Source organism: Bradyrhizobium sp. YCK136, assembly GCF_044570075.1.
GTDB lineage: Bacteria > Pseudomonadota > Alphaproteobacteria > Rhizobiales > Xanthobacteraceae > Bradyrhizobium > Bradyrhizobium diazoefficiens.
The window spans coordinates 7,882,225-7,908,735 of the sequence record NZ_CP172424.1; the positions used below are offsets into that span (position 1 = coordinate 7,882,225).

At 65.5% G+C, this 26,511-nt stretch carries 20 protein-coding genes and 2 pseudogenes; 6 read left to right on the forward strand and 16 right to left on the reverse strand.

The annotated features are described in order from the left end of the window. Nucleotides 1–14: 14 nt before the first annotated feature. The 4 genes from ACFLEY_RS38040 to ACFLEY_RS38055 form a co-directional block, all read right to left on the reverse strand. Complete coding sequence (locus ACFLEY_RS38040) at nt 15–2,096, reverse strand: methyl-accepting chemotaxis protein (protein ID WP_060908946.1); 2,082 nt, start codon at nt 2,094–2,096, stop codon at nt 15–17. Between the two features lie 123 nt (nt 2,097–2,219). Next, nucleotides 2,220–2,990, reverse strand: a complete 771-nt coding sequence (locus tag ACFLEY_RS38045; RefSeq protein WP_060908947.1) for an enoyl-CoA hydratase — start codon at nt 2,988–2,990, stop codon at nt 2,220–2,222. A gap of 12 nt (nt 2,991–3,002) precedes the next feature. After that, nucleotides 3,003–3,476, reverse strand: coding sequence for a MarR family winged helix-turn-helix transcriptional regulator (locus tag ACFLEY_RS38050; protein WP_060908948.1), 474 nt, complete (start codon nt 3,474–3,476; stop codon nt 3,003–3,005). Between the two features lie 51 nt (nt 3,477–3,527). After that, nucleotides 3,528–4,181 (reverse strand): TetR/AcrR family transcriptional regulator, encoded by a 654-nt coding sequence (locus ACFLEY_RS38055; RefSeq protein ID WP_060908949.1) that lies wholly within the window; start codon nt 4,179–4,181, stop codon nt 3,528–3,530. A gap of 91 nt (nt 4,182–4,272) precedes the next feature. Between ACFLEY_RS38055 and ACFLEY_RS38060 the strand changes: the two genes are divergently transcribed. Both ACFLEY_RS38060 and ACFLEY_RS38065 read left to right on the forward strand, forming a co-directional pair. Continuing rightward, nucleotides 4,273–5,520 carry an HlyD family secretion protein gene (locus ACFLEY_RS38060; RefSeq protein WP_060908950.1) on the forward strand — a complete coding sequence of 416 codons (1,248 nt, stop codon included), beginning with the start codon at nt 4,273–4,275 and terminating at the stop codon, nt 5,518–5,520. Continuing rightward, the gene (locus ACFLEY_RS38065) at nt 5,468–7,081 is read left to right on the forward strand and encodes an MDR family MFS transporter (protein WP_060908951.1); all 1,614 of its coding nucleotides are present in this window, start codon (nt 5,468–5,470) and stop codon (nt 7,079–7,081) included. The genes ACFLEY_RS38060 and ACFLEY_RS38065 overlap by 53 nt, the downstream gene beginning before the upstream one ends. An 18-nt stretch (nt 7,082–7,099) precedes the next feature. On the opposite strand, the gene ACFLEY_RS38070 is transcribed toward ACFLEY_RS38065, so the two are convergent. After that, nucleotides 7,100–7,579 carry a host attachment protein gene (locus ACFLEY_RS38070; RefSeq protein WP_074077605.1) on the reverse strand — a complete coding sequence of 160 codons (480 nt, stop codon included), beginning with the start codon at nt 7,577–7,579 and terminating at the stop codon, nt 7,100–7,102. Between the two features lie 212 nt (nt 7,580–7,791). On the opposite strand from ACFLEY_RS38070, the gene ACFLEY_RS38075 reads away from it, so the two are divergent. Then, the gene (locus tag ACFLEY_RS38075; protein ID WP_028175511.1) at nt 7,792–8,319 is read left to right on the forward strand and encodes an Hsp20/alpha crystallin family protein; all 528 of its coding nucleotides are present in this window, start codon (nt 7,792–7,794) and stop codon (nt 8,317–8,319) included. Nucleotides 8,320–8,379: 60 nt separating this feature from the next. On the opposite strand, the gene ACFLEY_RS38080 is transcribed toward ACFLEY_RS38075, so the two are convergent. The 10 genes and pseudogenes from ACFLEY_RS38080 to ACFLEY_RS38125 all read right to left on the reverse strand — a co-directional run bounded on the left by ACFLEY_RS38080 (nt 8,380) and on the right by ACFLEY_RS38125 (nt 21,565). Beyond that, the gene (locus ACFLEY_RS38080) at nt 8,380–10,041 is read right to left on the reverse strand and encodes a tannase/feruloyl esterase family alpha/beta hydrolase (protein ID WP_060912711.1); all 1,662 of its coding nucleotides are present in this window, start codon (nt 10,039–10,041) and stop codon (nt 8,380–8,382) included. 98 nt (nt 10,042–10,139) lie between these two features. Next, nucleotides 10,140–11,594 (reverse strand): GntP family permease, encoded by a 1,455-nt coding sequence (locus tag ACFLEY_RS38085; RefSeq protein WP_060908952.1) that lies wholly within the window; start codon nt 11,592–11,594, stop codon nt 10,140–10,142. A 3-nt stretch (nt 11,595–11,597) separates the two neighbouring features. Further along, nucleotides 11,598–12,617: a patatin-like phospholipase family protein gene (locus tag ACFLEY_RS38090; protein ID WP_038966094.1), complete on the reverse strand. Its 1,020-nt coding sequence runs from the start codon at nt 12,615–12,617 to the stop codon at nt 11,598–11,600. Between the two features lie 111 nt (nt 12,618–12,728). Continuing rightward, nucleotides 12,729–13,973 (reverse strand): phosphoglycerate dehydrogenase, encoded by a 1,245-nt coding sequence (serA, locus tag ACFLEY_RS38095; RefSeq protein ID WP_028175507.1) that lies wholly within the window; start codon nt 13,971–13,973, stop codon nt 12,729–12,731. A gap of 297 nt (nt 13,974–14,270) precedes the next feature. Continuing rightward, nucleotides 14,271–15,504, reverse strand: a pseudogene (locus tag ACFLEY_RS38100) (rhodanese-like domain-containing protein). Between the two features lie 75 nt (nt 15,505–15,579). Then, nucleotides 15,580–16,776 (reverse strand): PepSY domain-containing protein, encoded by a 1,197-nt coding sequence (locus tag ACFLEY_RS38105; protein ID WP_060908954.1) that lies wholly within the window; start codon nt 16,774–16,776, stop codon nt 15,580–15,582. Nucleotides 16,777–16,778: 2 nt separating this feature from the next. Continuing rightward, a complete protein-coding gene (locus ACFLEY_RS38110) occupies nt 16,779–19,100 on the reverse strand; it encodes a TonB-dependent siderophore receptor (RefSeq protein WP_060908955.1) in 2,322 nt (773 codons plus the stop codon). Between the two features lie 213 nt (nt 19,101–19,313). Then, nucleotides 19,314–19,994: pseudogene (locus tag ACFLEY_RS38115) on the reverse strand (dihydrodipicolinate synthase family protein); the annotation flags it as partial. Nucleotides 19,995–20,137: 143 nt separating this feature from the next. Then, nucleotides 20,138–21,267 (reverse strand): IS3-like element ISRj2 family transposase gene (locus ACFLEY_RS38120; RefSeq protein ID WP_129557681.1). Its coding sequence is split into 2 segments (ribosomal slippage): nt 20,138–21,015 and nt 21,015–21,267, totalling 1,131 coding nucleotides; the frame shifts between segments, so codons are not numbered across the junction. Between the two features lie 37 nt (nt 21,268–21,304). Continuing rightward, complete coding sequence (locus tag ACFLEY_RS38125; protein ID WP_396604369.1) at nt 21,305–21,565, reverse strand: dihydrodipicolinate synthase family protein; 261 nt, start codon at nt 21,563–21,565, stop codon at nt 21,305–21,307. A gap of 178 nt (nt 21,566–21,743) precedes the next feature. Between ACFLEY_RS38125 and ACFLEY_RS38130 the strand changes: the two genes are divergently transcribed. Both ACFLEY_RS38130 and ACFLEY_RS38135 read left to right on the forward strand, forming a co-directional pair. Further along, entirely contained in the window at nt 21,744–23,156 is a 1,413-nt protein-coding gene (locus ACFLEY_RS38130) for an FAD-binding oxidoreductase (protein WP_060908956.1), read from the forward strand. A gap of 26 nt (nt 23,157–23,182) precedes the next feature. Then, nucleotides 23,183–23,863, forward strand: coding sequence for a GntR family transcriptional regulator (locus ACFLEY_RS38135; RefSeq protein ID WP_060912713.1), 681 nt, complete (start codon nt 23,183–23,185; stop codon nt 23,861–23,863). 6 nt (nt 23,864–23,869) lie between these two features. Here the strand turns inward: ACFLEY_RS38135 and ACFLEY_RS38140 are convergent, their stop codons facing one another. Continuing rightward, complete coding sequence (locus tag ACFLEY_RS38140) at nt 23,870–24,034, reverse strand: hypothetical protein (protein WP_171901136.1); 165 nt, start codon at nt 24,032–24,034, stop codon at nt 23,870–23,872. 296 nt (nt 24,035–24,330) lie between these two features. Here ACFLEY_RS38140 and ACFLEY_RS38145 point away from each other — a divergent pair, with 296 nt between their 5' ends. Beyond that, a complete protein-coding gene (locus tag ACFLEY_RS38145) occupies nt 24,331–26,352 on the forward strand; it encodes a YgiQ family radical SAM protein (RefSeq protein ID WP_060908957.1) in 2,022 nt (673 codons plus the stop codon). Nucleotides 26,353–26,511 lie beyond the last annotated feature (159 nt).

The window sequence follows — 26,511 nt, forward strand, 5'->3', positions numbered from 1 at the left end:
CAGGGATGTGAAAGTTAAGCGGTCTTCACCGCGCCGAGGAAACCTTCGACCGCGACGCGGAGGCGATCGGCGTCTGCCGACATCTTCTTCACGGATTCCGACAGCACCGTGCCGGCGTTGCCGGTTTCCTGATTGAGCTTGGCGACGCTGCCGATGGTGTCGGTCACCTCACGGGTGCCTTGCGCGGCCTGCTGGAAGTTGCGCGAGATCTCGGTGGTGGCCGCCCGCTGCTGTTCGACGGCGGCCGCAATCGCGGTCATCTTCTCGTCGATGCCGCTGATGGCGCCGCCGATGGAACGGATGGCGGTTACCGCCTGACCGGTCGCGCCCTGGATCTCCTCGACCTGGCGGGAGATCTCTTCGGTGGCCGTCGCGGTCTGCGCGGCGAGACTCTTGACCTCGCCGGCGACCACGGCAAAGCCGCGGCCGGCCTCGCCCGCGCGTGCGGCCTCGATGGTGGCGTTCAGCGCAAGCAAATTGGTCTGGCCGGCAATGGCGTTGATCATCTTCACGACCTCGCCGATGCGGCTTGCGGTCTGGTCGAGGATTTCGACCGTGGCGTTGGTCCGCTCGGCCTGCGACACGGCCTCGCGGGCCTCGCGCGCGCTCGACTGCACCTGCGCGGAAATCTCGCCGACGGAGGCCGAGAGCTCCTCGGTCGCGGCAGCGATGGTCTCGAGATTGTTGGTGGCCTGCTCGGCAGAGGAGGCGACCGCCGCGGTCTGGCTGCTGGATTCCGAGACCAGCGTACGCACATCGGTCGCCGTCGCATCGAGCTCCCGCGCCGACGCGGCAACGCTGTGAATGACGGCCTGCACGGTGTCGTCGAAGCTGCGGCAGGCGGCATCGACGGTGCCGGAGCGGGCAAGCTGGAGCGCCTGCTGCGATTCACGTTCCTGACCGAGACGCTCCGCGGTCGCGGCGCTCTCGCGCAGGCTCTCGAGCGCAGCCGCCATGGTGCCGAACTCGTCGGGATACCGGGATTGCGGAACCGGTGTCGCATAATCTCGCGCGCCGATGCGGGCGATGGCATCCAGAATGGCGCGCACTGGACGCATGAGGCGCGTGCGCACCACATAGACGCCGGCCAAGGTCACCGCGAGCGCCACAAGGAAGGCGAGCGACTGCACGACGAGATTGGTGAGGGCCTTGGCCTGAACGGCCTCGGCGCGCGCGATCGACTGGTCCAGCGCCGTGTTCGCGACTGCGACGATCGACGCGAACGGCGACTGGCACAGCGCATTCCATTCCGAGGCGGGCATCGCGGGCTTGCCGCTGCCGTCAAAATTCCTGGTGAGCTCTCCGATCTGCTTCAGGACGCCATCGGTCTTGGCCTTCGCGTCCGACGCTGCCGTAACCAGCTCCGCCGTCACGCCGGGCGCAGCCAGCAACTCGGCCATCCCCGCCCAGCCAGAGGCGATCGTGCCATCCCATTGCGCCACCGACCGCTTCTGAACGTCGTCGAGCGGCTTGCTGCTGTTGACGTTCGAGCGCAGCGACGAACAATGGACCCCATAACGGTCGCGCACCTGCCAGGCAAAGCGGCGAACCTGAATCATGCGGGCGATGTAGGGATCGTTCATCCAGGCGCGGTTTGACACCGCGGTGGAGGCGAGGTTCGCGGTGTCGATGACCTTGGTGACGGCATCGTACCAGACATTGGTACGCTCCATCTTGCGCTCGGCCCGCGGACGCTTGGCTTCGTCGTAGAACAACTCGAACTGCGGCGCGGCTTCGTTCCAGCGCTGCTTTAGCGTATTCGCGAGCTCGTCGCGCCGGTCGAATTCGATCGTGGAGAGCGCCGAAGCGATGGATTCATAGCCGGCCTGCTCGGCCTTCTCCGCGGCTCCCAACTTGGCGCGCGGCTCGTCCTCGCCGAGCAGCGCGCTCTGGGCATCGCCGCGATTGTTGCGCAGCGACAGCACGCCGTGGAAGATGGTCTTGTCGGCGGCGGCAAGCCGCGCGGTTTCGAGACTGTCGCTGTAACGGCCGAAGGCCCCGACCATCTGGATCGCCGTGCTGGCCAGCGCGCCGGCCGCAAGCAGGGCCATCAAGGTCAGAAGAAGCGAGCTTACCGATTTCTTAAACATTGCCATAAGGTCAAGGGGCCTACTCTTCAACGAGTGGCCACCTTGCATCGCAACCTGCCAATGTTTCGTTAAGGTTTTAGTCGATTTGAGCCGGCTCCGCCTGCACCCATTCGGACGGCCCGCCGCTCTTTACGCGACTTTCGTGAAATCGGGCGCCCGGCGCTCGGCAAACGCCGTGAACGCTTCGCGCGCCTCCGCGGTCCGCAGGCGCTGCGCGAACTGCTCGCCCTCCGCCTGCATCTGCGCGACTAGCGCCTCGCCGTTACGCATCAGCTTCTTGGTGGCGGTGAGCGCGCCGGCCGGTTGGCGGGCGAGACGCTGCGCCAGCGCGAGGGCCTCGGCGTCGAGCTTGTCGAGCGGCACAACGCGGTTGGCGAGCCCCCATTCCAGCGCAGCCTTCGCCGGCACCGTCTCACCCAGCGCAAACATCTCGTAGGCGCGGGCATAGCCGATGCGTGCCGGCATCAGCAGGCTGGAGGCGGCTTCCGGCACCAGCGCGAGGCTGACGAAGGGCGTGGACAATTGCGCGTTGTCGGCGAGCACGACGAGGTCGCAATGCAGCAGCATCGTGGTGCCGACGCCGACGGCGCGGCCCTGCACGGCCGCAACCAGCGGCCGCGTGCAGCGCGCCAGCGACTGGATGAAGCGTATGACGTTGCGGCTGCCTTCCGACTTTCCGCTCGCAACGGCCGCGAACTCTCCGACATCGTTGCCGGCGGTGAACATGTCGCCCTCGCCGCGGATCAGGATCACGCGGGCGGACGGATCGAATTCGGCGGATTCGATTGCATCCGCGAGCTTGCCGTACATCGCATCGGTCAGCGCGTTCTTCTTGTCGGGGCGCGCCAGCGTCAGCGTGAGAATTCCACCGTTGTTCTCGATCCGGACGTGCTCGGTCATTGGGCTCTCCTCTTATTCCTCTGGATCTCTTGCAGGGTCTCGTGAAGGGTCTCTTGGAAACTTGTCCTGAATGCTCGACAGCCAGCGCGCGACGATGTCGATCTCGGCGCTGGTAAATCCGTCCGTCAGCGCCGCGTTGATCTCCGCCGCCGAGGTTTTCGCCTGCGCCAGCACGGTACGCCCCTTCGGCGTCAGCCACACGCGCCAGGCGCGTCCGTCCTCGCAATCGGCCCGCCGCTCGATCAGCCTTGCGGCTGCGGTGCGGTCGACGAGGCCGGAAATCCCGGCCGGCCCCATATCCAGCGCCGCGCCCGCCTCTCCCATCAGGACGCCGTCCTGCCTGCCGAGGATGAACAACAGCCCCGCCTGCGCCGGCGTTACCTCGCTCTCGGGCTGCGCAGCCATCCAGCGCTGCAACCGGCGTTGTGCGACGTTGAGCAGGTAGATCAGCCGGTGATGCCTCGTTGCGGCGTCTTTATTTCGCATGCGAAATAGATAGCCGAGGCCGACCGGATTGTCAAAGGGCCGCTGCCGGGACTAGGCAGCGCGACAGCCGTCCAGAAACAGCGCCGCGCAGGTCTTGACGCGCCGCTCGATGTCCTTGCGTGACGGCAGCGCCAACCCGCCATAGATCGCCGCACGCTGCGGCGCCGACGCGACCATGCCGATCAGCATCCCGGCGGCCTCCTCGACGTCATCGAGCGCGATGCGCTTCTTCTTCACCTGGGCACGCAGCCAGCCGGCAAGCGCCGTGACGGTGCGGGAGATGCCGTTCTTGTAGAAATGGGCTGCAAGCTCCGGGAATGCGGCCGATTCCTGCAGCACCATGCGCTGCAACGCTACGACTTCCGGATCGAGCGCAAGATCCGCGCAGGCCAGCAGCGCGGCGCGCAGGCCCTTTTCGATGTCGACCTCGTCGCTCGCCTGGAGATCGACCGCGGAGAGCAGCCGCTCGAGCCTGTCGGCGCACATCGCCTCGAACAGCGCGGCCTTGCCGGGAAACAGACGATAGAGCGTCTTGGTCGAGATTCCGGCGCGGCGCGCCAGCTCCTCGGTGCTGGTCGCCGCATAGCCGTCGCCGGCAAAAGCCTGCCGCGCGGCCTCGAGAACGATTCCCTTCGTCTCTGCGTCGCTGCGCAGTTGCGGCCGCCCGCGGGGGCGGCATTCGTTTTCCGATTTTGCCTGAGCCATGTCTTTAAATGATGCCTGTCATTCCATTGACAATTCCAAAGCTAATCGCATTTTGGAAATTATCAAGTTTCCTAATTCAGGGGAGCCGGCCATGACCGTCCACACCACCCCGACTGCTGCCGCCCAGACCGCCCTTCCAACGACCGCCCTGGAGGGCGTCCTGCCCGCCGCGCCGGTCCAGGCAAGCCGGAAAAAGCTCAATTTTCGCAAGCTGTTGCTGATTGGAGCCGCAGCCGTCGCGCTGGCCAGCGCCAGCTGGTACGGCTACGACTACTGGACCGTCGGCCAGTACCTCGTCTCCACCGATGACGCCTATGTGAAGGCCGACAACACCACGATCGCGCCGAAGGTCAGCGGCTATCTCAACCGGGTCCTGGTCGCCGATAACGAGCATGTGAAGGCCGGTCAGGTGCTGGCCCGGATCGACGACCGCGACTTCCGCGTCGCGCTCGACCAGGCCAGGGCCGATGTGCAGGCGGCGAACGCGACGATCGCCAGCAAGGAAGCGCAGCTCGAGGTTCAGCAGGCGGTGATCAAGGCCGCGCGCGCCACGCTCGACGTCGACCAGGCCGCCCTCACCTTCGCCGCTCAGGACAACAAGCGCTACACCGATCTCGCCGCGACCGGCTCCGGCAGCGTGCAGAATGCGCAGCAGGCGCAATCGCGCATCGCCTCGGCGCAGGCGACGCTCGAACGCGACACCGCCAACCTCGCCTCCGCTCTCAAGCAGGTCGACCTGCTCAAGGCCGAGATCGTGCAGGCCAAGGCGGCGGCCGCGGGCGCGGAAGCCGTGCAGCACCAGGCCGAGCTGAACCTCGGCTACACCACCGTGATCTCGCCGATCGACGGCGTCGTCGGCAACCGCTCCTTGCGCGTCGGCCAGTTCGTGCAGGCGGGAACGCAGCTGATGTCGATCGTGCCGACTGATGGCGCCTATGTCGTCGCCAATTTCAAGGAGACGCAGCTCACCCACGTGCAGGCGGGACAGGCCGTCGACATCGAGGTCGACATGTTCCCGGGCCAGATCGTGCACGGCCGCGTCGATTCCATCGCACCCGCCAGCGGCCAGGAATTCGCGCTGCTGCCGCCCGACAACGCCACCGGCAATTTCACCAAGGTGGTGCAGCGCATCCCGGTCAGGATCGCGCTCGACGCCGCGCATGGCCCCGCGATTGCGCTCCGGCCCGGCATGTCCGTGATCCCGACCATTGCAACACGTTCGACCGCGCCGGCCGCGAATGCGGCCGCCGCGCCCAAAGCGAAGCTCGTCTCCGGAGGGTCGTGCCATGTCAAACAGCCTTTCAATTTCGACGCAAGCAGCACCGGCCGCGACGCCTGATCGCGCCGTCGCCGATCCCGCCCGCGCGAGCGCCGCGACCTGGATCGCCGTGCTCGCCGCCATGATCGGCTCGTTCATGGCGATCCTGAACATCCAGATCACCAACGCCTCGCTGCTCAACATCGAGGGCGGCATCGGCACCGGCGCGGACAACGGCTCCTGGATCTCGACGTCGTATCTAATCGGCGAGATCATCGTGATCCCGCTGACCGACTATTTGAGCCGCGTGTTCTCGTTCCGCCGCTACATGCTGGCGAGCGCGTCGCTGTTCGCCGCCTTCTCGGTCGCCTGCGCCTTCACGCACGATCTGCCGTCGATGATCGCGATGCGCGGCCTGCAAGGTTTTGCCGGCGGCGTGCTGATCCCGATGGCGTTCACGCTGGTGCTGACCAAGCTGCCGAAGCCGCAGCAGCCGGTGGGGCTCGCGATCTTTGCGCTGTCCGTGACCTTCGCCCCGGCGATCGGCCCGACCATCGGCGGCTATCTCACCGAGACCTACGGCTGGCGCACCATCTTCTTCGTCAACGTGATCCCGACCGCGGTGATGGTGGCGGCGCTCTATCTGACGCTGGAGAAGCAGAAGATGCAGCTCGGCCTCCTGAAGGAGGGCGACTGGGCCGGCATCGTCACCATGGCGATCGGACTGTCGGCGCTGCAAGCGGTGCTGGAGGAAGGCAACAAGGACGACTGGTTCTCCTCGCCCTTCATCGTCAAGCTCGCGGTGATCGCGACCGTCAGCCTGACGCTGTTCGTCACGATCGAGCTCACGATCGAGAAGCCGCTGATCCGGCTGCGCCTCCTCGCTCAGCGCAATTTCGGCTTCGGCACCGTCGCGATGACCATGGTCGGCTTCGCGCTGTTCGGCTCGGTCTACATTCTGCCCGCCTATCTCGGCCAGGCGCAGGGCTATAACGCCGAGCAGATCGGCAACGTGCTGGCCTGGACCGGCCTGCCGCAGCTCGTGCTGATCCCGCTGATCCCGAAACTGATGCAGCGCTTCGACACGCGCTACATCGCGATCACCGGCCTTCTGATCTTCGCCTACAGCTGCTTCATGAACACGGCGATGTCGCCGGACTATGCCGGCGACCAGCTCTGGATCCCGAACATCGTGCGCGCCGTGGGGCAGGCGATGGTACTGACGCCGCTGACCTCTGTGCTGACGGGCGGCATCGCACCGCAGGATGCGGCCGCAGCCTCCGGCATCAGCAACATGTTCCGCAACCTTGGCGGCACTATCGGCACCGCGACGCTTGCCACCATCATCACCAAGCGCGAGCAATTCCACTCCAACATCATCGGCCAGTCGGTCACGCTCGGCCGCGAGGAGGTCCGCAGCCGCATCGCGCAGATGACGGACTACTTCATCGCGCACGGCGTGCCCGACCCCCATGCCGCGCGCGAGCAGGCCATCATCGCGCTCGGCAAGACCGTGAAGCGCCAGGCGCTGGTGATGGGCTATTCCGACACCTTTGCGGTGATCGGCGTCGTGCTGGTGCTCGCCGCGATCGCGGTCCTGCTGACGCGGCGGGTGAAGGCGGCGGGTGGGCCGGCGCATTGAGCCGTTCCGTTGACGTCCTCAGTGCTCTGCCGTCAGATGCTGCGCGATCTCGTCGATCGGATGCCTGGTGAGATCCTTGTGGACCTCGGCGATGATGCGCGCCTTGACGTCGGCATGAAGGGCTTCGCGCAGATCGGCCAGCGTTCGCGGGGGGGCCACGACAACAAGCGCCTTCACGTCGCGCTCGCGAACGAGCTGTTCCATTGCGCCTGCCACGCGCCGCGCGAAGCGATGCTGCTCGAGATGGTGCCAGTCGGCGGCCTCGACCGCGGTTCTCTGTCCCATTGGGCTATTCAAGCGGCCCGGACGATCGGTGCCCTGCTCACGCGTGGGCGGATTCTCATCCTCGTGCACTTGCTCCATCTTCAGACTTGGATGCAACGGATTGCCGTCGTTGCGCAGGAACAGGGCCTTGCGGCCGTCGCCAACAAACACGAGCGCGTTGTGAGGGATGTTCAGCAGCCTCATATCGATGCTCCGGCGTTGCCAGCCGAACATTCAAACTCTCGTTTGCCAACGAGGTTAACTCAAATCAATGCGAGTCAGTCGCCGAAAAACGGTCCGCAATACTTACCGATGTCTGCATGCCCGAGCTCGCATCCTGGCCACTGCGGCCGCGCTTCCGAATTTGAGACAAATCAAGGACAGGCTGTAAGCACCGATGGAGGTTTGGCGCATTGAACGAGCTCTATCTCTGAAGGAGAGAGATCATGGCAAACGAAACCAAGCTCCCCGTCACCAAGAAAACTAACGAACCCGCATTTGGCGGCGAAACGTGGCGACCGTTCGAGGCGCTCCGCAAGGAAGTCGATCGGCTGTTCGAGGATTTCGGCACTGACGATTTCTGGCGCCGCCCGTTCCGTTCGCTCGCCGGCTTCGAGCGCAATTTGGCACAGAAGCTCGTGAGCACACCGGCCGTCGATGTCACCGAAAGCGACAAGGCCTATGAGATCACGGCCGAATTGCCCGGAATGGACGAGAAGGACATCGAGGTGAACGTCGCCAATGACGGGCTCATCATCAAGGGCGAGAAGAAATTCGAGAGGGAGGAGAAGCAGAAGGACTATTACGTCTCCGAGCGACGCTATGGATCCTTTGAACGCCACTTCGGCCTCCCCAAGGATGTCGAAGCCGACAAGATCGAAGCGTCGTTCAGAAACGGCGTGCTTAAAGTGACGCTGCCGAAGACGGCGGAAGCGCAGAAGCCCGCCAAGAAGATCGAGGTCAAGGCGGCCTGACCCCCAGGCATCGGCGCGAGGCCGCCAAGGCGCAGCGGCCTCGCGGGATTTGCGCTGATCTCACTGCGCGCAGAAATAGCTCGACGCCTCCGTCACCGCACCCGCCTTGTAATGCGGCCAGGCCGGCCAGCGGCACAGCGGCAGCGCCCGCGTCACCGCGAACAACGGCCCTTCGACCTTTTGCTCGGTGACCTCCAGGTCGCCGGGCGCCTTGCCGTTCTCGACCCAGTCGACCAGCACGCTCAGCATGTCGACATTGGCCGGCGCGCCGGAACCGACATAGTCGACGCCAGGCGCGGTGTAGAGCCTTGCGAACAACTCCGTCGTCGCCGAGCCCATCAGGCGCTCGACGCTTTCGAAATAGCGGATGCCGGCATAGGGATTCTGCGCATAATCGGCCATGTGCTCGAGCATGATCAGCCGGCCGCCGCGGGCGCGAAAGCGGCTGAGATCGGGGTCGGTCGAGTCCATCAGGCTGGAGACCTCGAGCAACCGCGCCTTGTGCGCCTCCGGCTTGTAGGTCGTGACGTCGAGATTGGGATCTCGCGCGAACACATACCGGATGCCGCCGGCGCCGTAGATCCAGGCGATGCCGTTGTTGGGCGCGGGCGGCTGCGCCGGCGGCGCGGTGCCGAGCCACCACGCGACCCAGCCGCCGGTCGGACCGGCAGCCGGCGTATCCTCACCCGACACGCCCCAGCCCGGATAGTCGTCGAGGCCGTTGGCGAGCGCGAACGGGAATTTGTAGGTCGCATGCAGCGTGTTGACCGCCTTGATCTGCGCATCGGTCAGACACTGATCCCCGCTCTGGCCGCCGGCACAGCGCAGCGTCTCGACCTTGAACGCCGCCTTGCAGGATACGGGATCCTGCACCAGCGCATCGACGGAACCGTCGGCCTTGTCGCACGCCGCGCGCACGGCATCGCCGACGAGCTTGACTTGCGCCGGGTTGATCCAGCCGTCGCCCATGGTCACGAGGCCCGAACGCGTGCCGGCATGCTGGAGGCCGACCCAGTTGATGACAGGCACGCGGGCAAAGATCCCGTCGAAATCATCCGGGTAGCGCTGCGCCATGGTGAGGCCTTCGCGACCGCCCTCGGACGAGCCCATGAAGTACATCTTCTCGGGCGTCCTGCCGTAGGCGCGCTGCATCAGCGCGACGGCAACGTCGCGAACCTTTTTGTAGGCACGATGGGCGAAGTTCTCGAAGGCTTCGTCATTCAGCGCGAACACCTGCGGCGGCTCGCCCGGCCTGGACTCATGGCCGGAATCGGTACCGTAGGTGACGAAGCCGCGCGCGAGCGGCGAGGGCTTGTCGAATGGATAGGCCGGCGGCAGCGAAAGGCCGGTGATCAGCACGCCGTTGAAGCCGCCGCCGCCATATTGCACCGAGCGGCCGTTCCATTCGACCGGCAGGTTGACCTGAAACTTGATCGGCGGCGCCTTGGGATCGACGGGATCGATATGGCCGAGCACCTTGCAGAAGCCGGGATTGGCCGGCGTGATGCGCCCCGATGGTGTCGGGCCGCGCTCCGCAACAGCGAGTTGCGACGGCGCCTGCAACGTCGCAGAATCGATCTTCACGGCATCGACGCCGCCGACGAGCCCCTTGCAGACCGTGTCGGCATCCTCCACCAGCGTCACCGCCGACGCGCTGCTCGCGCCCATCGCCGCCGCCGCGCCCACGAGCCATGCGCACAGCTTCGCTCTCTTTCGCGTCATCGTTTCCACCCGGCGTTCGCTGTTTGTTGGATTTGGCCAGTTGGCCGCATTGAATGCAACCTTCAACGTTCCGTCAATCGCTCACGTCCGCATTTTGATCAGAACGATCCGAACGCGCTGCCCAGCGCGATCACGGCGACCAGCGCCAGCAGCGACGTCACGATGCCGACCATGACGATGTCGAAATAGCTGTCACGGTGCGTCAGGCCGCAGATCGCGAGCAGGCTGACCACCGCGCCATTGTGCGGCAGGATGTCCAGCGTCCCCGAGCCGATCACCGCGACTCGATGCATCAGCGAGAGCTCGATCCCGGTGCGTGCGGCGAGCTCGACATAGGTCGGGCCGAGCGCTTCGAGCGCGATGGTCAGCCCGCCCGATGCCGAACCGGTCAGCGCGGCCAGGATGTTGGTCGCGACGGCGAGCGAGACCAGCGGACCACCTTCGATCGCGAGCACCCAGTCGCGCACGATCGTGAACGCCGGCAGCGAGGCGACGACCGCACCGAATCCGACGAGGCTGGCGACACTGAATGCGGGCAGCACTGACGCATTGGCCCCGGCGTCCATGGTCTGCCGCAGCGCCGGCAGGCGGGCTCGGTTCAGCGCGATGGTCGTGACGATGGCCGCCGCCAGCGCCACCGCGACCGACCACACGCCCGCGACGGCCGCGAGCGACGTTTCGCCAAAACGCTGCTCGGCGAGATAGCTGACATCGAGTCGCGGCAGCACCACCAGCGACATCACCAGATTCACGGTGACGACGACGACCAGCGGCGCGATGGCGTTCAGCACAGGCGAAGGCCGGTCGCTGCGATGACCGTGTTGTAGTTCAGCCGGATCGAACTCGCGCGCGGTCGTTGCGCGCTCGCGCACGAGTTCGTCGGCGGCGGCCTGCTCGATCAAGCCGTCGGCATCGTCGCCATAGCCTTCTCCGGCGCGGCGGGCTGCTGCCTCGGCGCGATGCAGCCACCACAACCCCGCACCAAGCATGATGAGGGAGGCGGTGATGCCGAGGCCCGGTGCGGCGAACGGCGTCGTCCCGAAGAACGGCATCGGGATCGCATTCTGGATCGACGGCGTGCCTGGCAGGGCCGACATCGTGAAGGTCGACGTTCCCAGCACGATCGCGGCCGGGATCAGGCGGCGCGGGATCGAAGCCGCGCGAAACAGCGAACGGGCCATGGGAACGATGACGAAGAACGCGACGAACAGGCTGACGCCGCCATAGGTGACCAGCGCGCCGGCGAGAACGACCGCCAGGATCACGCGCCGCTCGCCAAGGCGCTCCGCCATGAAGCCGGCGACCGACGTCACCGCGCCGCTGTCATCCATCAACTTGCCGAAGACGGCACCAAGCAGAAAGATCGGGAAGAACTGCGCCAGAAATCCCGCAGCATTCACCATGAAGACTTGCGTCAGGTTCGCAAGCAACGGTTCGCCGCCGAACAGGGCAGCAACGAGTGCCGCGAACGGCGCGAGCAGAAGCACGCTCCAGCCGCGAAAGGCAAACAGGACAAGCAGGCCGAGCCCGACGAGGAGGCCGAGGAGACCCATGTCTCAGCACTCCGTCAGGAGGACGTCGAGATCGGCGGTCGATTGCCGGCCGATGTCGGCCCCATGCTCGGCGAGAAACGCGTCCGCGGCCATGCGCCCTTCGGCGCGCAGCATCGAGACGAATTCCCATTCCGCGTTGAGTTTCGACGACGCGCCGAACTTCGTCAGCATGTCGCTCTTGATCCGGTGCGTCCGCATCTTCGCCCAGCGCGCGCCTTCGCCGCTGCCGGGGTCGGCCGCCTGGCGCAGCAGCGCGATCATCCGCAGTTCCTTCATCAGCGGCGAGTTGAACGAGATTTCGTTCAGCCTGTTGAGGATTTCAGCCGCTGTCCGCGGTTCCTCCGGCCGCTCGGTCGGATTGATCTGGACGAGGATGGTGTCGTGCGCGTCGCTCTCGCGAACCAGCGGCGTGATTGTCGGATTGCCGGCGAAGCCGCCGTCCCAATAGGGCTCGCCGTCGATCTCGATGGCACGGAACATGGTCGGCAGGCAGGCCGATGCCAGCAGCACATCCGCCGTGATCTCCGCGTTGCGGAAGATGCGGCCGCGTCCGGTGCGCACCCGCGTCGCGGTGATGAACAGCTGGATCGGCGAACGCACGAGGCGTTCGAAATCGATGCTCTCGGCCAGCACCGCGCGCAGCGGATTGTAGCCGGTTGGATTGAGGTCGTAGGGCGACAGCACGCGCGACATCAGATCGGTGAGGATGTAGAAGGGCGACGTATCGAGGGTCCAGCGTCCCATCAGCCGGTCGAGCGGCGAGCGTTGCAGCGGACTGAAGGCAGCGGCCCTGGAGACGCGGCGCCAGTATTGTTCGAGCGCCTCGCGCGCGCCCTCGGCGCCGCCGGCCGTCCAGCCATCCGCCAGCACCGCCGCATTCATCGCGCCTGCGGAGGTTCCGGAGATCGCGGCGATCGTGAGCCATCTCTCTTCCAGCAGGCGGTCGAGCACGCCCCAAGCGAAGGCGCCGTGCGAACCGCCGCCCTGAAGCGCGAGATCAATCAGTACGGCGTCCCGTTCCATGGCGGACACTCACGCAACTGAAGCTCAAATTCGACGCGATTTTTGACCACGTCGAATTCGAGCGCAGTGTGAGAGCAGTTGCCAAAAGATGCAACCGGAACGTGGGGCCGTTTAGTGCTCGAATACCAGCCTTGCGCCGACCGTGCCGTCGAGAGCGCGGATCTGCTGGAGCAATTCGCCCGAATCCTGGCCGCCGAGATCGGCATCGAGCACGACGTAGCCGAGGTCGCCGGCGGTCTCCAGATATTGCGCCGCGATGTTGATGTCGCGCTGGAGGAAGACCTCGTTGAGCCGCCGCAGCATGCCCGGCACGTTGCGATGGACATGGCTGAAGCGCGCGCCGGAGGGACGCAGATGCAACTGCACCTCCGGGAAGTTCACCGCACCCATGGTCGAGCCGGTGATGAAATAGTCGACCAGCTTGCGCGCGACCTCGCCGCCGATGCGCTCCTGCGCCTCCTCGGTCGAGCCGCCGATATGCGGGGTAAGGATGACGTTGCCGAGGCCCTGCACCGGGCTCTTGAAACGATCGGAATTCGACGACGGCTCGACCGGAAACACGTCGATGGCGGCACCGGCGATGTGACCGTCGCGCAAGGCGCGCGCCAGCGCATCGAGATCGACCACGGTGCCGCGGCTGTTGTTGATCAGGAAGGAGCCCGGCTTCATCGCCCGCAGCTCCTTCTCGCCGATCATGCCTGATGTCTCCGGCGTCTCCGGCACGTGCAGGCTGACGACGTCACTCTGCGCCAGCAGCTCCTCGAGCTTCTCGACCGGTTCGGTGTTGCCGTGGCGGAGCTTGTCGGTGCGGTCGTAATAGATCACGCGCATGCCCATGGCCTCGGCCAGCGTCGAGAGCTGCGAGCCGATATTGCCGTAGCCGATGATGCCGAGGGTGCGGCCGCGCACCTCGCGGCTGCCGGTCGCGGACTTGTCCCAGCCGCCGTCATGGGCCGAGACCGAGCGCGGGAAAATCTGCCGCAGCAGCATCACGATCTCGCCGATCACGAGTTCGGCGACGCTGCGCGTGTTGGAGAACGGGGCGTTGAAGACGGGAATACCGCGCTTGCGCGCCGCCAGCAGATCGACCTGGTTGGTGCCGACGCTGAAGCAGCCGACCGCAAGGAGCTGATCGGCGGCCGCCAGCACGTCGTCGGTAATCTGGGTGCGCGAGCGGATGCCGAGCAACGACACGCCCTTGAGCGCCTGGCGCAGCGCCTCGCCGTCCAGCGCCTTGGTCAGCCGCTCGACATTGGCAAAGCCCGCGCTCCGGAACAGGTCCACGGCACTGTCATTGACGCCTTCGAGCAGCAGCGCCTTCGCGCTCCGCTCAGGGCTTTGGCCTGGGGCTGGCATAGAATCTCCTAAAATGGCGGCTTTGCCGCAGCTCATAAACCGCGGACGGTGCACAGCACAATAGGGGTTGGATACGGGGAGAAGATGGCGGGAGCGGGAGAGGCAATTTCTCTACCAGCCCCATCATCCTGAGGTGCGAGGCCTGTGGTGCGGATGCACCGCAGGGCGAGCCTCGAAGGATGAACGGCCCGGATGCAGCCCGGCCGTCGCCATTCAAGGGCCGCTAAGAAGCGGCCACCTCAGGGTGACGGTGAGAGAGGATCACTCGCGTCGAGAAGCACTTGCGGCCGCTGCGCCTCAAATCACATAAAACCCGTGCGTTCCATCGCGGCGGAGTTGTTCGACGAGGCCATACTCCCAGTCGAGATAGGCCTGCATCGCACCTTCCGCGACATCGGTCCCCTCATAGGGACGGCGATAGCGGTGCGCCGGATCCGGCTTCGGCAGCACGAGCGGCGGACCGACCTCCAGCGCGCCGTCATAGCCGCCTTCGAGCACGTACACCTCCCAGCCCATCTGCGCGAGCCAGGATGCCGTCATGTCAGCGCGGACGCCCTTGTCGTCGGTCAGGAGGATGCGTGCGCCGCGCACCGGTGCGGCCATGTCGGTCTCCTGGACAAGCTGGCCGCCGGGATAATGGCGGAAGCCCGGAAGGTGGCCGGCCGCGTATTCCTCCGCATCGCGCACGTCGAAGCGGTAGAGCGTGCGATCGGTCTGCGCCGCGAGCGTCGCCGCCTCGCCTGCGCCGATGTGGCGGACGCCGGCGCGATAGGCGACGTCGCGGGCATTGGCCGGGCCGCCCTCGAACGGCCCGATCGCGCCGCGCCTGTCGGCGCCGTGGTTGAGCGCATGCCGCGCCAGCGTCCAGCCGATGGTGCCGTTGCGCAACGCCCGCACCTTGTTGGGCACGCCGGCATTGATCAGCGACTGGGTGCCGATGATCGAGCGGGTGCGGCCGGCACAATTGACGATGATGGTGGTGCCGGGATCGGGCGCGGCCTGGCCTGCCCGCAGCACAAGTTCCGCGCCGGGCACGCTGACCGAGCCCGGAATGTTCATGGTCGCATATTCGTCGAAGCGGCGGACGTCGAGGGATCGCGATGTTGGCCTTGTCCGCGATCAGTTTTGCCACTTCGTCAGCGCTGAATGACGGCGTGTGACGTCGCGCCTCGACCAGCTCGCCGAACGCTTTCGAATAGGAATTGACGTCCTCGAACACCTGATAGCCCGCATCGCGCCAGGCCCTCAGCCCGCCATCGAGCGCACGGACATTGCTGTAGCCGAGCGCCGCAAGGCGCTCTGCGCCCGCCGCGACCAAACCCTCCCCGTCATCATAGAGCACAACCGCAACGTCCTTGCGCGGCAGTCTCACCTCGGCCTCAATCGCGATCCGGTCCGCGGCCATGTTGGCCGCGAACAGCGGATGGCCGGTGGCGAAGGCGGCCTCGTATCTGAGATCGAGCAGCGCGATCTCCTCGCGCAGCAGCAGCGCGCGGCGGATATCGGCGGGGGTGACGGTCGAAAGCTTCATGGCGTGAACCTTGAGAGGACAGGCCATGGGCTTTTGAACGATCGCAGGCGAGTTGGCTAGTCTTTCCGGCGCAGCTCACTCGCCGGGAACGAGGCGCCCGAGCGGCGGCTGCGCAGGACGCCGCAACCTGCGGCGCGACAGGTAGAGCAGGAGACCGGTGATCGCGAACAGCGGCATCAAGGCCGCGGCAATCATGAACGCGAGCTTGCCCGGCCACCCCAGGATCGCACCACGATGGATGTCGTACACGGCCGCGATGATCTTCTCGCCGAAGGTCTTGTCGGCGTAGCGATCCGCGGCGACCAATTGACCGGTAGCGGCATCAACGCGGAATTCGTCGCGCGTGGCCTCGAGCGTCGAATCCTTGCCCCACGACCGGATCCGTATCGCCGTGCCGGGGCCGGCGGGCAGCGTCAGCAGGGCCCTGGAGAAGCGGTCGCCCTCCTCGCGCTTGAACGTAGTCCATGCCTGGTCGAATCCGATCGGCCGGGCCGGCTCGGAAACGGCCGCCACGCGCGGCGCCTTTGCAGGCATCTTGGGCTGCATCTTCGCGGCTGCCACATGCGGGCGCGACAGCAGCCAGGCGACGCCGTCCTTGTACCAATCGAACGAGTACCAGAGCCCGGTGAGCGTCATCACCAGATAGATCGGAAGAACCCAGGTGCCGACCACCGCATGCAGCGTTCGGTGCAGACCGCGTCCGCTGAGTCCGAGATTGGGCTTCAGCCACATCTTCACGCTGCCGGCACGGCGCGGCCAGCGCAGCACGAGACCCGAAACCAGCATGACGATCAGGCCGAGCGCGGCCACGCCGGTGACCTGGCGCCCCCAGCCTTTGGCATCGCCGGGGATGAGCAACCAGCGATGCAGCCTGCGCACGGTCGCGAAAAATTCCTCGCCCCGCGGCGAACCCAGCACGCGCGCGTCGTAGGGGTCGAGATAGAGCGAAGCCGGCCGCCCGCCCTGCTCATCGCGGCCAAAGCGGACATGCACCGCCGCGGCCGGATCGCTCGACAGAGTGACGGCCGAGACCTTGCCGAAAGCCTGCGCCGCCTTCAGCCGCGCGACCAGTTCGTCCGGCATCAGCGCCGGCGTGGACCGCGGCAAGACCTGCATGATGCCGGCGTTCAGATGGTCGACGATCTCGTCCTCAAAGCTCATGATCGCGCCGGTCAGCGCGATTAGGGACAGCAGCAGCGCGAGCGCGAGGCCCGCGATGGAGTGGACCTGGCGCAGGACGGCCTTGATGGTGTGCCCCAGCCGCGCTGCCATCGTTAGAACTTCACCGTCGCCGACAGAGAGACACGGCGAGCATCGCCAATGGCGACGTTCAGATTGTTGACGGCAGAAGGATAATAGACGGTGTCGAATAGGTTCTTGACGTTGAACTGATAGACGACCGGGAACTGCTCGTACTTGGTCTCGTAAGTCGCGAAAATGTCCGCGACGACATAGGACGGCAGGAAGAAGGTGTTGGTCGAATCGCCGGGACGGTCGCCGACATAGCGCGCGCCGCCACCGAGCCGGAGCTGACCCGGCAAGGCTGTGCCAAAATCATAGACCAGATAGAGCGAGGCCGTGTTCAGCGCGACGTTCTGCAGCTTCTTGCCGTAGAGCGTCGGATCTTCGGACGCCGTCACCCGCGCATCGGTGTAGCCATAGCTGCCGATCAAGGCCCAGCTGTCGGTGAGCCTGCCGGTGACGTCCAACTCGATGCCGCGCGAGTGGGCACGGCCGACGGTGTGGAGCTCCACCACGCCCGCGCTGTTCGTCTTCGTCGTCTGCACGTTCTTCTTGTCGAGATCGTAGAGCGCAAGCGTACCGGAGATGCGCTTGTTCAGATCGAACTTCACGCCAGTCTCGTATGACACGCCTTCTTCTGGCGCGACGTTGGAGTCGATCGTGACGCCGATCGGGGCAATGGTCGAGTTCGGCTTCAATGACTCGGTATAGCTCGCATAAAGCGAGACCTGGTCGGTCAGCTTGAAAATGGCGCCGCCGAGCGGAAGCACCTTGTCCTGGGACACGTTGGTGTTGGTGACGAACGGCTTTCCACGGCCGGCGATCTGGTCGTAGTCCATGTAGCGCACGCCGCCGACCAGCGCGAACCGTTCGGTCAGATGCAGCGTGTCCTGGAAGAATAACGACCATTGGCCGAGCTTGTCAGTCTGGGCGCTGTCGCTGTTCGAGGCCGTCGTCCCCGGCCCGATCAGCCCGTAGACGGGATTGTAGACATTGAAGGCGGGAGTTGCCTGCCGGATCAGAACGTCGCGGTAGATAGTGCGATACTGGCCGTCGCCGCCGAACACCACGTCATTGCGCATGTTGCCGAGCCAGAAGCCACCGGAGATGTAGGACGTTCCGTAGCTGACATTGCTGAGCGAGCTCCCTGTGCCGTCATTGCTGCGCGTCTCGGCACCCGTCGTGAAGTTGATGCCGGTGATGCGGAGCTGGTTGGCGCTGAAGGTTTCGGTGTTGTAGCTATAGCCTGCGTAGAGCTTCCAATCCTGGTTGAAGCGGTGCTCGACCGACGCCTGCATCAGGTCGGAGGTGCCCCATGTGTTGTTGAAGGGCTCGTCGAGCCGGCGGTCGGCTGGAACTGCCAGCGGCGCTTTCGTCACCGGATTGAATGCGGTGCCGCGATCGAACGGATAGATGAACTCGCGATGCTCGTAGTTGAGCTGGACCGTGGTGTCCTGGCCGTACCAGGCCAGCGACGGCGCGACCAGCATCTCGCGGTGACGGCCGAAATTGCGCCAGTAATCCTCGCTGACGCCGTAGCCAATGAAGCGATAGGCAAGGCCCTGGTCGCCGATCGGACCGGTGACATCGAGCAGGCCGTCGGCGCCGGTCTTGGAGGCACTGAAGGCCGAGCCGAGCAGCGTCACCGAGCCGTGCTGGTAGAGCTCGGGGCGCTTGCTGATGGTGTTGACGATGCCGCCGGGGTCCATGATGCCGTAGAGCAGCGAGGCGGGCCCTTTCAGCACCTCGACGCTTTCGACCGCGGAGTTGAAACTGCGGCCCTGCACCAGCGGCATGCCATTGCGCATGATCGAGCCGTCGCGGTTGTCTCCGAAGCCGCGGCGGATCACCGCGTCCTGGCTGCCGGCGAGCGTGTTAGTCTGGGTGATGCCGCTGATATTGATCAGCGCGTCGTCGATGTTGCGCGGGAGCTGGTCCTTCAACACCTGCTCGGGAACGATGTTGACGGCCTGCGAGGTATCGAGCGGCGAGGCGCCGCTGCGCAGCGTGGTCGCACTCGGCATCGCACGGTAGCCGAGCTTGGCGGCTTGCTGCGCGGCGGCCTCCGCGGCCGCGCGCTCGGATATTGTCGGCGCTGCCGGCGCGGCATTGCGATTGCGTTGGCGCGCGGCGGTCTGGGTGCGGCGTGAAGTCTCCTCCGATGCACGCGCCGGCTTCGGCCGCTGTGCCGGCGCCTCCACCGTCACCGGCGGCAGGGCCGATTGCGCCTGCGCGCTCGTCGTGTTGGAGGGATATTCGGCGAGCAGCACGGCTGCTCCGATGAGAAGACCTGCACGGCTCCCGCCGGCACGAATTCGATGACCGCTGACGCGGCCACCCAGATGAGCACGCACTTTCGATTCACTTCCAAGTCAGACACAGCATTGAAGCTGGCGCGTCTAACAGCCGTTGCGAATGAAGAGAACCGTAGGCGGGCTTGAATCCCTCTAGTGTTGAATGGTTCTAAGCGCGGATGGACGCGGAACAGCAATCAAGGATTGCTCTCGCGCCGATCGCGACACGCTGCGCGCGAAATCCGCGGCGGCTTGTCGCAACGTTGCGGGATTTCACACGACGGCAGGAGCCATCAGTTCGTCGAGCTTCCGCTTGGACGCAGTGCCGTCCGACAAGGCCCGGAGCGGCGGGCGCACGCGCAGCCACGCTGCATCGCCCGTCTGCGCCGCAAGGATCGCCTTCAGCGTTGCGAGGAAGGATGGCGTCTTCACCACGACGTCGATCGCGGCCTGCATGCGTGCTTCGACATCCTTGCCGTCGATCATCGCCTTGACCAGCTCCGGCGCAACATTCGCCATGCCGCAGATGGTGCCGGCGCCGCCGGCGGCGATGGCGCGGGCGATGTCGGCTTCGTTGCCGACGGTGATGGCGAGCTCCGGGCTAGCTGCGCGGAACGCCTGGAACTGCTTGAAGTCGCCGCTAGAGTCTTTCAGGCCTGCAACCACCTTGCCGTAGCGCTTGCGCAGGCTCGCGGCGACAGTGGTCGGGATCGCAACGCCTGAGATCTGCGGGATGTGATAGAGATAGGCACGCAGGCGATCGTCGGCAACGCCGTCGACGATCGCAGCGAAGGCATCCTCGATACCCTCGGGCGTGACGCTGCGGTCGAAGTAAGGCGGCAACAGCAGCACGTGCCGCAGGCCGAGGCCGAGCACGGCGCGCGTCAGCGCGATGCTGTCGCTGATGGCGGGAAATCCACCGCCGATTCCGATGCGCGCCGGCGCGACGCCAGAGCTGGCCCCGGTTGTTTGGACAGCGCCCCGCTGGATTTAAGTGGATTCCTGCCGGGTTATGCTGAACGCGGGGCTTTACGGTTTTGTCGTTGCGTCGGGAGGGCGTAGCCCGACCAGAGCGACGACAAAACCGTCGGCGACGGTCATGCGGCCATCACCATAGCTTGCGTGCCGAAGTAAGCCTCGTCGGGCGTGCGCCCGTCAAGGCTCGAGTGAGGGCGTCCCTGATTGTAGAAGGCCAGATACTTGGCAATTGACGCTCGCGCCTCGGACACGCTGTCGTAGGCGCGGAGATAAACTTCTTCGTATTTGACCGTGCGCCAGAGCCGCTCGACAAACACGTTGTCGCGCCAGGCGCCCTTGCCGTCCATGCTGATGGCGATCTTCGCGTCCAGCAGCACATCGGTGAACTCGAGGCTGGTGAACTGGCTGCCCTGATCCGTGTTGAAAATCTCGGGCCTGCCGTGCTTCGCCAACGCCTCCTGGACCGCTTCGACGCAGAAGGCCGCCTCCATTGTGATCGAGACGCGATGGGCCAGGACCCGTCGGCTGAACACATCGACGACCGCCGCGAGATAGACGAAGCCACGCCGCATCGGAATGTAGGTGATGTCCATTGCCCACGCATGGTCGGGCCGCTCGATCTTCAATCCGCGCAACAGGTACGGGTAGATCTTGTGACCCGGAGCCGGCTTGCTCGTGTTCGGGCGACGATAGACCGCCTCGATCCCCATGCGCTTCATCAGCGTCGCGATGTGGCGGCGACCGGCGTATACGCCCTCCCGCCGCAGCAACGATCGCAGCATACGCGCTCCCGCGAAGGGATAATCGAGATGCAGCTCATCGAGCCGACGCATCAAGGCAAGGTCCTCGGCCGAAACTGGCCGAGGTTCATAGTAGACCGTGCTGCGAGCCAGCTTCAGGACCTTCGCCTGGCGCACGATAGAAAGATCATGATCGCGGTCGATCATCGCTTTGCGCTCAGCAGGCCCGCCTTGGTGAGCGCGCCGGACAAAAAATCGTTTTCCAACGCCAGCTCGCCGAGCTTGGCATGTAACGCCTTCAAATCGACCGGCGTCTCGGCCGATGTCTTGTCATGCCCAAACACGCCGGCGGCGCCTTCCAGGAGCTGGTTTTTCCAGATCGTGATCTGGTTCGGATGAACATCAAACAGCTGCGCCAGCTCCGCCAGTGTCTTGTCGCCTTTGACCGCAGCCAAAGCAACCTTCGCCTTGAATGCCGGAGAATGCGTCCGGCGGCTCTTCTTCGTCATCTTCGCTCCTGATTCGCAGCAAGAATCCTCGCCGCTGTCAGGCAGAAAATCCACTCAAGCTACTGTCCGAATTTGCGGGGCCAGCTCTCCCGGCCTTGAGCATGGCTTCGATGGTCGCGACGCGTTCGGCGACGTTGAAGGAGGTACCCTCGCCGGTGGTGCCGAACAGCACGACACCGTCGACGCCTTTGCTGAAGAGTTGCTTGGCGTGGGCGGCGAGCCGGGCGTGATCCACGCCACCGTCGGTCGCCAGCGGCGTCGCCGACGCCACCCAGAACCCGCGAATTGCCTCCATCATCACACCACCCTTTGCTGCGGTCTCGGACTAAGCCTCTGATCCCTAACGATCTTCCGGGCTGAGTGGAGACTTGTTTTTGCTTTACTTTTCACCTTGTACCTTACATACAAGACAGACGCAAATCCCCGTCGCGCAGCAGGCGCGCGACAGACGCGGCCAGATTTTGAGGAGGTCTTGCATGGACATGGTGACCCCTGTGGAGCGTCCCGACCAATTGCTCGCGGCCTTGCGCGACAAGCTCGGCGCGGCCGCCGTGCTGACCGGCACCGATGTGCCTGCGCGCAATTGCAACGACTGGAGCGCGAGCCTGCCGCAAACGCCGCGGGCGGTGATCCGTCCGCTCGATGCGCAGGGCGTTACCGATGCGATTCTGACCTGCCGCAAGGCGCATCTGCCGTTCATGCCGCAGGGCGGATTGACCGGGCTGTGCCGCGGTGCCTCGCCTGAAGCAGGCTGGGTCGCGATTTCGCTCGAGCGCATGACCGGCATCGAGGAGATCGATCGCGCGTCGATGACGATGACGGTGAAGGCGGGCACGCCGCTGGAGACGATCCAGAAGGCCGCGGACGAGGCCGGCTTCTTCTTTCCGCTCGACCTCGGCTCGCGCGGCTCCTGCGCGATCGGCGGCAATCTCTCCACCAATGCCGGCGGCAACCGCGTGATCCGCTACGGCATGACGCGCGAACTGGTGCTCGGCCTGGAGGTGGTGCTGCCCGACGGCACCATCATCACCAATCTCAACAAGCTGATGAAGAACAATGCCGGCTACGACCTGAAGCATCTCTTCATCGGCTCGGAAGGCACGCTCGGCATCATCACCCGCGTGGTGCTGAAACTGTTCCCGAAGCCGCGCTCGACCATGGCAGCGCTCTGCGCGCTGAAGGATTACGCCGCGGTGATCGCACTGCTGGATGCCGCGCGCAGCGGGCTCGGCCCGCTGCTGTCGGCGTTCGAGGTGATGTGGCCGGATTATTGGGACGTGATCACGACGCGCGCCGGCGTGAAGCCGCCGGTCGCCGCGGGCCACGGACTCTACGTGCTGGTGGAAGCGCAGGGCACCGACGAAAGCCTGGATGCGCCACGCTTCCAGAGCTGGCTCGAGGAATTGATGGAGCGCGGGCTCTTGGCCGATGCCGCCGTCGCGCAATCGCTGGCGCAGACGCAAGCCTTCTGGCGGGTGCGCGACATCTGCGCCGAGTTCGGCCAGGTGCTGGGCCCGCACATCTCCTACGACATCGGACTTGCGGTTAAGCGGATGGACGAGTTCGTCACGCGCTGCAAGGCCGCACTCGCCGACGGCATCAAGGGCTGCGAGAGCGTCTATTACGGCCATATCGGCGACGGCAATCTGCACCTCGTGTCCTGGGTCACCGGGCTTTCCGTCGAGCAGCAGCCGAAGGAAGAGATGGACGCGATCATCTACGGTCTCGTGCGCGAGATGGGCGGCAGCGTCTCCGCCGAGCACGGCATCGGCACGCTGAAGAAGAAATGGCTGGGCCATGCCAGGAGCGAGGCGGAGATCGCGCTGATGCGGACGCTGAAGGCCGCGCTCGATCCCGATCATCTGCTCAATCCCGGCAAGGTGATCTGACCGGCTGCACGGTGATGGGAGCGCCGATGAGATCATTGAAGCTCGATACGCCGAAATCGCTGTCGCAGCGGGTGATGCAGCGGCTGCGGCAGGCGATCATCGACGGCGAGTTCGCGCTCGGCGCGGCGATCTCCGAGGAGATGGTGGCGAATTCCTTCGGCGTCAGCCGGACGCCGGTGCGCGAGGCGATGGGCCAGTTGCAGGCGCAGGGGCTCGTGGTGATCCGCCCGCAGGTCGGCAGTTTTGTCTTCACCCCGAGCGCGGACGACATCGCCGCGCTCTGCACTTTCAGGATCGCGCTGGAGCCCAAGGCCGCAGAACTCGCCTTCCGCCACGATCGCGACGGTGCGGTCGCGACGATGAGCGAGGCGATCGCGGCGATGGAGCCGGCGGTCGCGGCCCGCGACAACATCGCCTATGGCCGCGCCGATGCCGCGTTCCACGAGGCGCTGTTCACCCATTGCGGCAACCGCTACCTCGTCGAATCCTACCAGCTCGTCTCGGGCCGCGTCGCGGCGCTGCGCACCAATCTGACCTCGCCGATCGACGTGCGCACCCGCACGTCCTTCGACGAGCACCGCAAGCTGCTGGACCTGTTCGCGCGCGGCGCGTTTGCGGCTTTCGAAGCGCTGATGACCACGCACATCACCAATTCGGGCGTGGTCTACGCCAAGGCCTTGAAAGTGGAGGCGTTGAAAGTGGAGTGAGCGGTTCTACCGCCCGTCCTTCGGACCAGGCCTGTCCAGGAAATCCAGCGCGGTGTTGATCTGCTCGAGCTGATGCTCGATCCTGTCGCGGTCCTCGACGGTTTGCGCCGTCTCGAGCTCCTCTACGAGCTTCTGCTTCCGCGCCAGCAAGTTCTCTATGACCGTACTCACAAGTCCCCCATCGCCCCGAAGCGAGCATCAAGGCAAAAATCCGGTTGCGGGCACTGGCGCCGGGATCGTCGCGGCGCGCGCGAGCAGAGCTCGCGCCGGTGCCTTCATCAGAATGTTCGCGGGGGCGGTTGGTTCCTGCAAATGAACCGCAACGCGGGGCGGCGCAAGCTGACCGCCGTCAGAAGCTTCCGCGCGACTGGCGTTGCCGAATTGCGCGCCACGCGGGAACCGGAATCGTCGAAGACAGCCCAGCGATCGGTTGTATTCGCGCCTCCGGAGTCCTATGCGTATGCGCCATGGACACCCAGATCATCGCCGCCGAAAAGCCTCTGATGGCCCAGGCCCGCCCGCGCAAGCCGGCGCCGTTTCTCCCGATAAGCCGCGCCGAGATGGACGCGCTCGGCTGGGATGCCTGCGACATCGTGCTGGTGACGGGCGATGCCTATGTCGACCATCCGAGTTTCGGCATGGCGATCATCGGCCGGCTGCTGGAGGCGCAAGGCTTCCGGGTCGGCATCATCGCGCAGCCGGACTGGCATTCGGCCGAGCCGTTTAGGGCGTTAGGCAAGCCAAAGGTGTTCTTCGGCGTCACCGGCGGCAACATGGACTCCATGGTGAACCGCTACACCGCGGACCGCCGCCTGCGCCATGACGACGCCTATACGGCGGGCGGCGAAGGCGGCAAGCGGCCGGACCGCTGCACCATCGTCTACGCCCAGCGCTGCCGCGAGGCGTTCAAGGACGTGCCGGTCGTGCTCGGCGGCATCGAGGCCTCGCTACGCCGGATCGCCCATTACGACTACTGGTCCGACAAGGTGCGCCGCTCGGTGCTGGCCGACGCCAAGGCAGATCTGCTGCTCTACGGCAATGCCGAGCGCGCCGTCGTCGAAGTGGCGAACCGTCTTGCCGCCGGCGAGGCACCGCGCGAGCTCGACGACATCAGGGGCGTCGCGCTGTTCCGCCGCGTGCCCGAGGATTACAGCGAACTGCACGCCGACGATCTCGACTCCGCCGACGAGGGCGCATCGCGGACGAAAGGCCCGACCGTGATCCGGCTGCCGGCGCTGGAGCAGGTCGAGCAGGACAAGGAAGCCTATGCGCGTGCGTCACGCGTGCTGCACCGGGAGAGCAATCCCGGCAATGCGCGGCCGCTGGTGCAGCGTCATGGCGACCGCGATCTCTGGCTCAACCCGCCGCCGATCCCGCTGACCAGCGACGAGATGGACGCGGTCTACGATCTTCCTTACGCGCGCGCGCCGCATCCGTCCTACGGAGATGCCAAGATCCCGGCGTGGGACATGATCAAATTCTCCGTGACGATCATGCGCGGCTGTTTCGGCGGCTGCACCTTCTGCTCGATCACCGAGCATGAGGGGCGCATCATCCAGAATCGCTCCGAGGGTTCTATTCTGCGCGAGATCGAGAAGATCCGTGACAAGACGCCGGGCTTCACCGGCGTGATCTCCGATATCGGCGGCCCCACCGCCAACATGTACCGGATGGCATGCAAGGACCCGAAGGTCGAGGCGGCGTGCCGGCGGCCGTCCTGCGTCTTCCCGGAGATCTGCCCGAACCTCAACACGTCGCATGACGATTTGATCCGGCTCTATCGCAAGGTGCGCGAGACCAAGGGCATCAAGAAGGTGATGGTCGCCTCCGGCGTGCGCTACGACCTCGCGGTGGAGAGCCCGGAATACATCAAGGAGCTCGTCACCCATCACGTCGGCGGTTATCTGAAGATCGCGCCGGAGCATACCGAGCGCGGCCCGCTCGACAAGATGATGAAGCCGGGCATCGGCGCCTACAACCAGTTCAAGCGGATGTTCGATGCCGCGGCCGAGCAGGCCGGCAAGAAATATTACCTGATCCCGTATTTCATCGCGGCGCATCCGGGCACGACCGACGAGGACATGATGAACCTCGCGCTCTGGCTCAAGAAGAACCGCTATCGCGCCGACCAGGTGCAGACCTTCCTGCCCTCACCGATGGCGACCGCGACCGCGATGTATCACACCGGCGTCAATCCGCTGCGCGGCGTGCGTCACGGCGGCAGCGACAAGGTCGAGGCCATCAAGGGCCTGCGGCAGCGCCGCCTGCACAAGGCGTTCCTGCGCTACCACGACCCCGACAACTGGCCCGTGCTGCGCGAGGCGCTGAAAGCGATGGGCCGCGCCGACCTGATCGGCTCCCGCCCCGACCAGCTCGTCCCCGCGCACCAGCCGCCCGGCACCGGCAAGGCCGCCGGCACACGGCGGCCCGTGCGTCCCGGCGGCAAGACACAGCGGTTCACGACCAAGGGTCTGCGGGTGATGAAGTAGGCAAGAGCCGGATGAGGTCCGGTCCGGCCTGCCTTCAAAATAGAAAATTTGAAAACAACCCCATGCACAGTAGCCTGCATGAGCGGGATCAATGGCTTACGCGCTTTGCGCCGATGTTGACCCGTCGGGCAAGACAGGAGCAGGATGGCATCGTCGGGT

Bases quoted from the DNA above. Each gene is read 5' to 3' on its own strand.
- ACFLEY_RS38040 (WP_060908946.1), bottom strand. From the start codon at position 2,096: ATGGCAATGTTTAAGAAATCGGTAAGCTCGCTTCTTCTGACCTTGATG.
- ACFLEY_RS38045 (WP_060908947.1), bottom strand. From the start codon at position 2,990: ATGACCGAGCACGTCCGGATCGAGAACAACGGTGGAATTCTCACGCTG.
- ACFLEY_RS38050 (WP_060908948.1), bottom strand. From the start codon at position 3,476: ATGCGAAATAAAGACGCCGCAACGAGGCATCACCGGCTGATCTACCTG.
- ACFLEY_RS38055 (WP_060908949.1), bottom strand. From the start codon at position 4,181: ATGGCTCAGGCAAAATCGGAAAACGAATGCCGCCCCCGCGGGCGGCCG.
- ACFLEY_RS38060 (WP_060908950.1), top strand. From the start codon at position 4,273: ATGACCGTCCACACCACCCCGACTGCTGCCGCCCAGACCGCCCTTCCA.
- ACFLEY_RS38065 (WP_060908951.1), top strand. From the start codon at position 5,468: ATGTCAAACAGCCTTTCAATTTCGACGCAAGCAGCACCGGCCGCGACG.
- ACFLEY_RS38070 (WP_074077605.1), bottom strand. From the start codon at position 7,579: ATGTTCGGCTGGCAACGCCGGAGCATCGATATGAGGCTGCTGAACATC.
- ACFLEY_RS38075 (WP_028175511.1), top strand. From the start codon at position 7,792: ATGGCAAACGAAACCAAGCTCCCCGTCACCAAGAAAACTAACGAACCC.
- ACFLEY_RS38080 (WP_060912711.1), bottom strand. From the start codon at position 10,041: ATGACGCGAAAGAGAGCGAAGCTGTGCGCATGGCTCGTGGGCGCGGCG.
- ACFLEY_RS38085 (WP_060908952.1), bottom strand. From the start codon at position 11,594: ATGGGTCTCCTCGGCCTCCTCGTCGGGCTCGGCCTGCTTGTCCTGTTT.
- ACFLEY_RS38090 (WP_038966094.1), bottom strand. From the start codon at position 12,617: ATGGAACGGGACGCCGTACTGATTGATCTCGCGCTTCAGGGCGGCGGT.
- serA (WP_028175507.1), bottom strand. From the start codon at position 13,973: ATGCCAGCCCCAGGCCAAAGCCCTGAGCGGAGCGCGAAGGCGCTGCTG.
- ACFLEY_RS38105 (WP_060908954.1), bottom strand. From the start codon at position 16,776: ATGGCAGCGCGGCTGGGGCACACCATCAAGGCCGTCCTGCGCCAGGTC.
- ACFLEY_RS38125 (WP_396604369.1), bottom strand. From the start codon at position 21,565: ATGATGGAGGCAATTCGCGGGTTCTGGGTGGCGTCGGCGACGCCGCTG.
- ACFLEY_RS38130 (WP_060908956.1), top strand. From the start codon at position 21,744: ATGGACATGGTGACCCCTGTGGAGCGTCCCGACCAATTGCTCGCGGCC.
- ACFLEY_RS38135 (WP_060912713.1), top strand. From the start codon at position 23,183: ATGAGATCATTGAAGCTCGATACGCCGAAATCGCTGTCGCAGCGGGTG.
- ACFLEY_RS38145 (WP_060908957.1), top strand. From the start codon at position 24,331: ATGGACACCCAGATCATCGCCGCCGAAAAGCCTCTGATGGCCCAGGCC.